The organism is Albidovulum salinarum (assembly GCF_025673475.1).
GTDB lineage: Bacteria > Pseudomonadota > Alphaproteobacteria > Rhodobacterales > Rhodobacteraceae > Albidovulum > Albidovulum salinarum.
The window spans coordinates 1-5,034 of record NZ_JAOVQO010000046.1 but is presented as its reverse complement, the minus strand read 5'-3'; the positions used below and the strand labels follow the sequence as shown (position 1 = coordinate 5,034).

At 59.9% G+C, this 5,034-nt stretch carries 8 protein-coding genes; 7 read left to right on the top strand and 1 reads right to left on the bottom strand.

What is annotated here, in order from left to right:
- On the top strand, positions 1-231 hold a 231-nt coding region (locus OEZ60_RS21855), incomplete at its 5' end, for a hypothetical protein (RefSeq protein WP_263340933.1).
- Positions 232-776: 545 nt separating this feature from the next.
- Here OEZ60_RS21855 and OEZ60_RS21850 read toward each other — a convergent pair.
- Positions 777-1,091 carry a helix-turn-helix domain-containing protein gene (locus OEZ60_RS21850; protein WP_263340930.1) on the bottom strand — a complete coding sequence of 105 codons (315 nt, stop codon included), beginning with the start codon at positions 1,089-1,091 and terminating at the stop codon, positions 777-779.
- 235 nt (positions 1,092-1,326) lie between these two features.
- Between OEZ60_RS21850 and OEZ60_RS21845 the strand changes: the two genes are divergently transcribed.
- The 6 genes from OEZ60_RS21845 to OEZ60_RS21825 all read left to right on the top strand — a co-directional run.
- Positions 1,327-2,268, top strand: coding sequence for a replication initiation protein (locus OEZ60_RS21845; protein ID WP_263340928.1), 942 nt, complete (start codon positions 1,327-1,329; stop codon positions 2,266-2,268).
- Positions 2,265-2,621, top strand: a complete 357-nt coding sequence (locus OEZ60_RS21840) for an excisionase family DNA-binding protein (RefSeq protein WP_263340927.1) — start codon at positions 2,265-2,267, stop codon at positions 2,619-2,621. The genes OEZ60_RS21845 and OEZ60_RS21840 overlap by 4 nt, the downstream gene beginning before the upstream one ends.
- A gap of 309 nt (positions 2,622-2,930) precedes the next feature.
- The gene (locus OEZ60_RS21835; protein ID WP_263340925.1) at positions 2,931-3,521 is read left to right on the top strand and encodes a hypothetical protein; all 591 of its coding nucleotides are present in this window, start codon (positions 2,931-2,933) and stop codon (positions 3,519-3,521) included.
- A gap of 592 nt (positions 3,522-4,113) precedes the next feature.
- Positions 4,114-4,344, top strand: coding sequence for a twin-arginine translocation signal domain-containing protein (locus tag OEZ60_RS22325; RefSeq protein WP_411709835.1), 231 nt, complete (start codon positions 4,114-4,116; stop codon positions 4,342-4,344).
- The gene (locus OEZ60_RS21830; protein WP_263340924.1) at positions 4,253-4,543 is read left to right on the top strand and encodes a hypothetical protein; all 291 of its coding nucleotides are present in this window, start codon (positions 4,253-4,255) and stop codon (positions 4,541-4,543) included. The genes OEZ60_RS22325 and OEZ60_RS21830 overlap by 92 nt, the downstream gene beginning before the upstream one ends.
- Before the next feature lie 160 nt (positions 4,544-4,703).
- Positions 4,704-5,034 (top strand): hypothetical protein (locus OEZ60_RS21825; RefSeq protein WP_263340923.1); only part of this gene is annotated, 331 nt, incomplete at its 3' end.

Below are 5,034 nucleotides of genomic sequence, written 5' to 3'. Positions count from 1 at the left end.
TTCACGTTCATCGCCGGGTTCCGGGACACGCACGACACGGGGAGCCTTCTCCCCGCTGTCGTGGATCTGCCTGCCGCAGCGGATCATCCGTGCCTGGTCTTCGAAGCAGAGGGGCGGCGGCGGGCGCTGTGGGTGATCACCCTGAGCGCCGACGACAAGATCGCCCGCTTCGACATCCTGACAGTAGCGCCGTCGCCAGCCATGGCCAGGCTCGCAACCAACCTGGCTTGACCATCATCAATGCCAGCCAGCGGTGACGGCGTAGGCCGCTGACTGGCACCAAAATATCAATGGAAATCAATTGAAGGCTCCGCCTGCGCAGCGGATTGCAAATCCGTGTAGACCGCTCCCTTACCAAGGGAGTGGTCGACCGGGCCGCATGGCGATCCGCATGGTTCCAACCATGATCGATCGGCGAAATAATAAAATGACTTTATCACTTGTTTTCAAATACTTACGTGAAATGCGCGCATACTTTCCACGACCGCCAATCGCACATTCATCGCGCCATGGCATCAGATCTGTGATCTGCCCAACACCACTCGCCAAACTGATAGCGCTAACATGTCTAGTAAGCCACATTATGTAATATTTAAAATCAAACAAAATCAATCCATTAGGACAAAAGGTATAGCTGGCGCGAACATATTTCACCCATAGGTTGCGAGAGATTCACCCCATGCATAGCTCCGGGCCTCAAAACCCCTCCACTATCACCACTCTCTCACTGCCTGTCGGGACGCAGGCGGAGATGTCGGCGGCGGCGGAATTGGCGATCAGCCAGGCTGCATCCTTCGTGATGCGAGCAGAGCATCAACGAACGCTTCAACTCGGTCACGATCTTCGCGGTCAAGCCTTTGTATCTTCTCGGCCAGTCGCGTTAAGTCAGAAGCAACATTGCCGCGGATAAGGTCGGCCGGTGTGGCCTCAAGAGCAGCTGCGATCCGCTCTAACAAATGATTGTTCAGATTCTTGAGGCCACGCTCGACTTGGGACATGTGCGGCGTCGATACTCCGATCATGTCGGCAAGCTCGCCGAGCGTCAGGCCGCGCGCCTTGCGCAGATCCCGGATGTTGATCGTTAGCGGCATTCGTTGGTAGTTATCCACAGGCGCAAAGCGGTACCAGCCCTATTCTATTTTCATATCTTCTAACTTCTAGGCGATTTATGCTTTTACTATCAATGCCTTGCGCTTCCAAAGGTGAGAAATCGCGGGTAAGGGGTGAGAAATCGCGGGCCAAAGGTGAGAAATCGCGGGCCAAAGGTGAGAAATCGCGGGTCGAGGTGAGTTGAAAAGGTGACGCCTCACCCATAGCGTTCACCCCATGGCCAAACCACCGATGACAGTCACCGACGCATTGCGGATGAACCGGGACAACCCGGACGCCATCATCGCCGCTGGCGAGGTCGTGGACATGCGGTTCCAATCGGGCAACCAGCTGAGCCTCCGCGCGGCGAAACTGTTCTGCCTGCTGGTGCAGGAGGCTGGCATCGCCATCGCCGACGACAAGCAACACCGCATCCCCTACAGCGTCCTCAACGAGACCTTCCGCAGGTCGAAGGCCGAACTTCTCGACGCCATCTACGAGCTTCACTGCACGATGGTCAGCGTCAAGGTCACGAGCCAGAACGGTCGCGACTTCACGAAATCCGGCCCGATCATCGCCGACATCGAGCGCGAGGACGACGAGCTCGACAGCGCGGAGATCCGGTTCGAGTTCTCTAAGGCGCTGCGCCAGGTGATCGCCAACAGCACCCATTGGGCGGCACTGTCGCGGCGCGCGGTCCTGGCGTTCGAGAGCAAGTATTCTCTGCGCTTCTATCTGTTCCTGAGCCTGCGCGCGGGTCTTCGAAAGACGAGCGAGGAATTTAGCCTGGACGACTTGCGCGAGATGCTCGGCATGGAGCCCGGCACCCTGCCCCGATGGCAGGACTTCCGACGCTTCGTCCTGGACAAGGCGCAAGCCGAGATCAACCACCTGGCAGGCTTCCGCATGGGCTACGAGCCAATCAAGATCGGCCGCAAGTTCGCCGGCGTCCGACTGTTCTGGGGCTTGAAGGGCCGGGACGAGCTTATCGAGGCGCACAAGGAATTGGAGCGGCCTCGGGTCGGTCGAACGGCGCGTCGCGAAGGCAAGGTCGAGCAGCTGGCCCAAGACGACGCCATCCTCCGCGAACGCCTTGCCGCCAGTCTCGCCTCCGCCCCATACGGCAACGGCGCAACCGTTGCGCAACCCGCCTCACGGAACGGAGCGCAACCGGCATGAAACTGAGCATCGGCCAAGCAGCGAAGCAAACCGGCAAGTCGAAATCGACCATCTCACGAGCAATAAAAACAGGGCGACTGAGCGCGACCAGGCGCGGCTCAGCATATGAGATCGACGCGGCGGAACTGTTCCGGGTGTTCGATGCAACGGATGCGCAACCCGGCCATCAGAACGACGCGCAACCCACAGGAACAACCCCACAGCAACCCCACGATGACGTTGAGGTGCGCATGTTGCGCGAGATGCTGGAGCGGGAGCGAGAGACGGTCGAGGATCTGCGCGAACGCCTCACGAGAGCCGAGCTGATGTTGACAGATCAGCGGCAGAAGCGCCGCCGTTGGTGGCCGTTCTGAGCTAAGCACAATCCGCGATTTCGTGTCAGCCATCGACCTAGCCACATCTGATTGGGTCAGGACAAAAATAACCGGATTTATTTGCCACCCCACCACAACAGCTGGTAGTTTGCCAAGAAAAACGGAACCACAGCCGCGGGAGAAATTCACCATGAACAAGGAGAAAATCTCTTGCTGGCTCAAAACCTTACCACCCCGGCCGCTATTTCCCCCTCGCGCGCGCGTCTTCCTTCCGTAAGAAACCCCTCCACTATCACCACTCTCTCACTGCCTGTCGGGACGCAGGCGGAGATGTCGGCGGCGGCGGAATTGGCGATCAGGATCGGCGTGCCTCTCAATCGGCTCCTGACCGTCCGGACGAACGCGCTGCGCCTCATGGGCACCGGCGGCGTCTTTCGGCGCGCCACGATGGCCGACAGCGTCCGCGACTTCCTCGAACTGAACCGCAAGTGGTTTCAGCATCGCGGCATCCCGTGGGCCGCGGTCTGGGTGCGCGAATACTCGAAGAGCATCGGCGAACACTTCCACATGCAGTATCACCAGGTCGCCGAGCTCGACCGCGAATATCTGGCGCAGCTGGAGGAGTGGACGGACGAGCTGCTGAACATGGGACCCTTCGGTTCTGATGTCGTCGGCCAGTCCGTCGAGAACAGCTGGCAGGTCAAACGATGCCGTCGCGGCAACCAGTCGGGGCCGAGCGTAGCGCGCTATCTCGGCAAGGCCGAGCCGAACGAGATCACAACCGGATGGGGCAAGGTGAAGCCGAACGAGCGCAAGCTGAGCCGCAAGCATGGCGGCGGCCTTGGGCTCATCGATGGCGCGGGGCAGAAGGAATATCGATGGGGAACATCCCGCAACATCGGCCCGGCCGCCCGCAATCGGGCAGGGCTTCTGGCGTGATCGTCATCGGCGTCTCCATTACCGCGGAGTGTCCTAAAGGGGGGCAAAATAGACCCATAATGGACCGCGTGGTTTGCGCGGCGAAAACATGAACGGAGCGAGCAGTGAAAATTCGAAGCAGTTACGACGCCCTCAATACATTCATGAGTATCGGGGGCCGGGAGCATACCGCATCACTCAGACGCATGTCGGTCGACGACGCGGGCAATTTGCTGCTGGAAGGCTTTACCCTGACAGGAGATGAGTGGGACCTTTGGAGGGGGAAAGAGGTCCGTATCAGGCTCAAACTAAGCCCTGAGGATTTTCTTCGCCTCTATGCCGAGATGCACCAAGCCAATGAGCGGCTCATAGGAAGGCTGATCCGAAAGGGGGAGGAGCAACCTTCAGCATAGCCCCGTAACCGGACGCCTATCCGTCGAGATAGGTCAGCTGATTTGTAATCAGGCGACCGGGGGTCGAGACCTTCCGGGATCGCCACGGGGGAGGGGGTATCGACATCCCCATTCGCCGCAGTAGCGGGACCGGCGATCCCGCCTCCTCAGCACAAACCGCAACAAAACAGCTCCTGGAACCAGCGGACCACTACGCGCGCGTGCGCGCGCGTACGCGCGAGCGCGCATCACGTGCGCGCACGTCCCGAAGGGACTTCCTAGGGCAGACCGCGATGGTTTGCGGTCTGGTCGCCACTCACCAATACGGGTGCGGCCTCAGCCGAGAAACGGAGAACCGAAATGGTGGAAGATACCGACCTCAGAAGGCTCCTGGTCGATTTCCGGGAAACCGAGATCTACGCGAAATGGCACTCCGACCCGACGAGCCGTAAGCACAGTGTTCTGCGGCGGGGCATGATCGACTGGCTTATCGCTAACAAGCCCGACTGCCTGGACGAGTGGATCATGGGCTTGCCGGCCCAGATGCGTCGCCAGACCGACCCAGACCAATTCCGAGAGTACGCCCCTCAGATCCTGGCGATCCTGCGTCGTCATCAGCGACGTTCCGGCCCGCATCTGCGGATCGCCTAACCCAAGATCGTCGCAGAGGCCAAAAATAGGCCCATACAGGCCGACCTTTGGTTTTGCGCTACTACACAGCCAGAAAAGCGAGATGCCAGATAAAACGCCAATCTGAGGCCTCTGGCGGACATCTCCAACGCAAGCAAACCACTCATCGAAAGGAATGCTCATGTTCATCACCCTTAGAGCCGCTACGTCCTCGGCCGAAGCAGCTCGCCAGTGGAGGCATCTTCTGGCCATCAAGAAGGCGCGGGAGTGCTTCGATGCCAGACCCATTATCGAGCTGTTCGCAGCGGATGCGGTTTACGAGAGCCAGGACACGCTCGAGCCCCTCTCGGGTAAAGCCGAGATCGCAACCTACCTATCGGAGCGGTTCACGTTCATCGCCGGGTTCCGGGACACGCACGACACGGGGAGCCTTCTCCCCGCTGTCGTGGATCTGCCTGCCGCAGCGGATCATCCGTGCCTGGTCTTCGAAGCAGAGGGGCGGCGGCGGGCGC

Bases quoted from the DNA above. Each gene is read 5' to 3' on its own strand.
- OEZ60_RS21850 (WP_263340930.1), bottom strand. From the start codon at position 1,091: ATGCCGCTAACGATCAACATCCGGGATCTGCGCAAGGCGCGCGGCCTG.
- OEZ60_RS21845 (WP_263340928.1), top strand. From the start codon at position 1,327: ATGGCCAAACCACCGATGACAGTCACCGACGCATTGCGGATGAACCGG.
- OEZ60_RS21840 (WP_263340927.1), top strand. From the start codon at position 2,265: ATGAAACTGAGCATCGGCCAAGCAGCGAAGCAAACCGGCAAGTCGAAA.
- OEZ60_RS21830 (WP_263340924.1), top strand. From the start codon at position 4,253: ATGGTGGAAGATACCGACCTCAGAAGGCTCCTGGTCGATTTCCGGGAA.